Origin of the sequence: Albidovulum sp. (genome assembly GCF_049646345.1) — a bacterium.
Taxonomy (GTDB): Bacteria; Pseudomonadota; Alphaproteobacteria; order Rhodobacterales; family Rhodobacteraceae; genus Albidovulum.
Genome location: NZ_JBARVQ010000606.1, coordinates 1 through 3,498, shown reverse-complemented (window position 1 = coordinate 3,498; position 3,498 = coordinate 1). Strand labels below are relative to the sequence as shown.

Genomic DNA, 3,498 nt, shown 5'->3' with positions numbered 1-3,498 from the left:
GACCGAGATTTCGGATACCGCCGATCAGTTCCCCAACACCGTCCAGTGGGATTTTCACAACGACAATGCCGAATGGGCCGGGCGGGCGGATTTCGTCTATTCGAATTCCTGGGATCACGCGTTCGAGCCTGAACGGGCCTTTGCCGCCTAGTTCCGGCAACTGCGCCCGGGCGGGCTCATGCTACTCGATCACACCAAGAACCAGGCGCCAAAATCGGCCAATGCGCTCGATCCGTTCGGGGCAGAACTGCCCGCCTTGCAGGCCATGCTGGACCGGGTGGCCGGGGCCGAGGGGGCTTTGTTCCGCGAGGTGCTGGATTGCACCGAAAACCCGCAATACCGGGCACGCGTCGTCGTCTATGCCAAGACCTGAAGGGGGTCAGCGCAACCCGATCTCGGCCAGGGCCAGCGCCATATCCTCGGGCAGAGCGGTATCCTTGGCGCGCCCCTTCGGCAGATCGGGCGGGCTGTCCTTAGGGGCGAGATAACGCCAGCCCTGAAAGGGCCTGCGCATTGCGGCTTCGGTGCGGATCACTTCCGGGTCCATCACGATGCCGCAGCGGCGGATGCCGTCGGCGCCGGTGATTTCTTCCAGCCGCACGATCCTCTGGCGGCAAAGGATGACGCCTTTGACCACCCAATAAAGCGATCCGCCCGCCAATAACTCCGCCTCGCGTTTCGGCCACATCCTTGTGGTATGGCGGCGTTCGCCGGACGGATAGGGCGAAGGATGGATGCGGTGCCACTCCAGGAGGTCATCGACGCTGTCCGCGCCGACACAGAGTTTCAGCAGATTGACGAATCCGGCCATGTTACCCCCAAGACCTTGCCATTCTACGCCCCCGCGCTACGAGATCAAGTTGACCGACCGGTTCGGGGGGCGTATCTTGGGTGTCCCCTCTCCGGACAAGATTTAGTGGTTTTCCGGAGAGGGGTTTGCATGGGGTAGCTCAATTGGATAGAGCACCCGAAACGCTGGGAAATCCCACCGTCAGCCTATGACGGGAGAGTACCGTCGGGAGGTTGCGGGTTCAAGTCCCGCCCCCATGCCCATGCTCCCATTGATGAGGAATGCCCCGATGACCCGTTTCGCCGCCCCCATTGCCGAACAGATATGGGACATGAAGTACCGCTTCAAAGAAGCGGACGGCACGCCCATCGACGCGACGGTGGAGGATAGCTGGCAGCGGATCGCCCGGGCGCTCGCCTCGGTCGAAAAGGACCCTGCCGCATGGGAGGACCGCTTCTATGCCGCGCTTGAGGATTTCAAATACCTGCCCGCCGGCCGGATCACTGCGGGTGCGGGCACGGGGCGCAGCGTCACGCTCTTCAACTGTTTCGTCATGGGCACGATCCCCGACGATATGGGCGGCATCTTTGACGGGCTGAAAGAGGCAGCCCTCACCATGCAGCAGGGCGGCGGCATCGGCTATGACTTCTCCACCATCCGGCCGAAGGGGGCAGAGGTGAAGGGCGTCGCCGCCGACGCCTCGGGGCCCCTCAGCTTCATGGATGTTTGGGATGCGATGTGCCGGACGATCATGTCGGCGGGCAGCAGGCGCGGCGCGATGATGGCGACCATGCGCTGCGACCATCCCGATATCGAGGATTTCATCGCCGCCAAGCAGGATGCCGCGCGGCTGCGCATGTTCAACCTCTCGGTCCTTGTCACCGACCCGTTCATGGCGGCGGTCAAGGCCGACGGGAAGTGGGAACTGACCTTTGGCGGCAAGGTCTATAAAACGCTTCAGGCGCGCGATCTCTGGAACCGGATCATGCGCGCGACCTTTGACTATGCCGAACCGGGCGTGATCTTCATCGACCGGATCAACGACGCGAACAACCTGAATTATGTGGAGACGATCGCGGCCACCAATCCCTGCGGCGAACAGCCTCTGCCGCCCTATGGCGCCTGCCTTCTGGGCTCGGTCAACCTCGCGCGCCTTGTCGTGGACCCGTTCGGCGAGGGGGCGGCACTCGATGAGGAGGCGCTGGACGGCCTCGTCGCCACCGCCGTCCGCATGATGGACAACACAGTTGACGCCTCGCGCTTCCCCCTGCCGCAACAGGCGGAGGAGGCGAAAGCCAAGCGCCGTATCGGCCTTGGCGTTACCGGACTGGCCGATGCGCTTCTGATGGTGGGCCTGCGCTACGGATCTGAGGAAGCAGCGGAGAAGACTGAGAAATGGATGCACCGCATCGCCCGGGCTGCCTATATGGCCTCGGTCGAGCTGGCGAAGGAAAAGGGGGCCTTCCCCCTGTTCGATGCCGAAAACTATCTCGCCTCGGGCAATATGAAACAGATGGATGCGGATGTGCGCGACGCCGTCGCCAAACACGGCACCCGCAATGCGCTTTTGACCTCCATCGCGCCCACCGGCACGATCAGCCTTTACGCGGGCAATGTCTCATCGGGGATCGAGCCGGTCTTTGCCTATGCCTATACCCGCAAGGTGCTGCAAAAGGACGGCTCGCGCACGGAAGAGGAGGTCGTCGACTACGCCTACCACCTCTGGCGCGAACGCTTTGGCGACGCGCCGCTGCCCGACCATTTCGTGAGCGCCCAGACCCTGCCGCCCTTGGATCACGTGCGAATGCAGGCGGCGGCACAGAAATGGGTGGACAGTTCGATTTCCAAGACCATCAACTGCCCCGAGGAAATCAGCTTCGAGGCGTTCAAGGACGTCTACATGGCGGCCTGGGATCAGGGCTGCAAGGGTTGCACCACCTATCGGCCGAACGCGGTGACGGGGTCGGTCCTGACGGTCAGCGAAAAGGCCGATGAGGCCCCGGATCAGGTCCGGGGCGCGATGTCGACGGATGGCGAGGTCGTCTATCTCTCAGAACCACTCGACCGGCCGCAATCGCTGGAAGGCGCGACCTACAAGCTGAAATGGCCCGACAGCGAACACGCGATCTACATCACGATCAACGATATCGTGCAGGGCGGCCACCGGCGGCCCTTCGAGGTCTTCATCAACTCCAAGAACATGGAGCATTTCGCCTGGACCGTGGCACTCACTCGCATGATCTCGGCCGTGTTCCGGCGCGGCGGCGATGTGAGTTTCGTGGTCGAGGAGATGAAGGCCGTCTTCGACCCGAGGGGCGGCGCCTGGATGCAAGGCCGCTACATCCCATCGATCCTCGCCGCCATTGGCGGGGTCATCGAACGCCACATGATCGCCATCGGTTTTCTGGAAGGCGAGGGGCTGGGCCTCAAGACCGATCCCAAGGCCGAGGTTATGGCGGTAGGAGAGGCCCCACGCGGACCCGCCTGCCCCTCTTGCGGGCAATACGGCATGCAGATGATCGAAGGCTGCATGACATGCCCAAGCTGCGGCCACTCGAAATGTTCTGGCTGAGAACACTTAGTTCAGTTACGCTGTGACGCTTAACGCGAGAGGTGGTTCCGGAAATCTGAACAGCCGGGATAAGTGGATTTTCCGCGCAACAGCGGCATGATGCTGCGAGCAAGGAGAAGACCATGGCAAGACGACC

At 62.7% G+C, this 3,498-nt stretch carries 3 protein-coding genes and 1 tRNA gene; 3 read left to right on the top strand and 1 reads right to left on the bottom strand.

Annotated features, from left to right (window positions below; genetic code table 11):
- Positions 1 to 178 precede the first annotated feature (178 nt).
- Positions 179 to 373: a hypothetical protein gene (locus WBB85_RS15815; protein WP_432639562.1), complete on the top strand. Its 195-nt coding sequence runs from the start codon at positions 179 to 181 to the stop codon at positions 371 to 373.
- A 6-nt stretch (positions 374 to 379) separates the two neighbouring features.
- Here the strand turns inward: WBB85_RS15815 and WBB85_RS15810 are convergent, their stop codons facing one another.
- Positions 380 to 811, bottom strand: a complete 432-nt coding sequence (locus WBB85_RS15810; RefSeq protein WP_432639561.1) for a DUF1489 family protein — start codon at positions 809 to 811, stop codon at positions 380 to 382.
- A 128-nt stretch (positions 812 to 939) separates the two neighbouring features.
- On the opposite strand from WBB85_RS15810, the gene WBB85_RS15805 reads away from it, so the two are divergent.
- A tRNA-OTHER gene (locus tag WBB85_RS15805) sits at positions 940 to 1,053 on the top strand.
- A 26-nt stretch (positions 1,054 to 1,079) separates the two neighbouring features.
- Positions 1,080 to 3,362, top strand: coding sequence for an adenosylcobalamin-dependent ribonucleoside-diphosphate reductase (locus tag WBB85_RS15800; protein WP_432639560.1), 2,283 nt, complete (start codon positions 1,080 to 1,082; stop codon positions 3,360 to 3,362).
- The last annotated feature ends 136 nt before the right edge of the window (positions 3,363 to 3,498 follow it).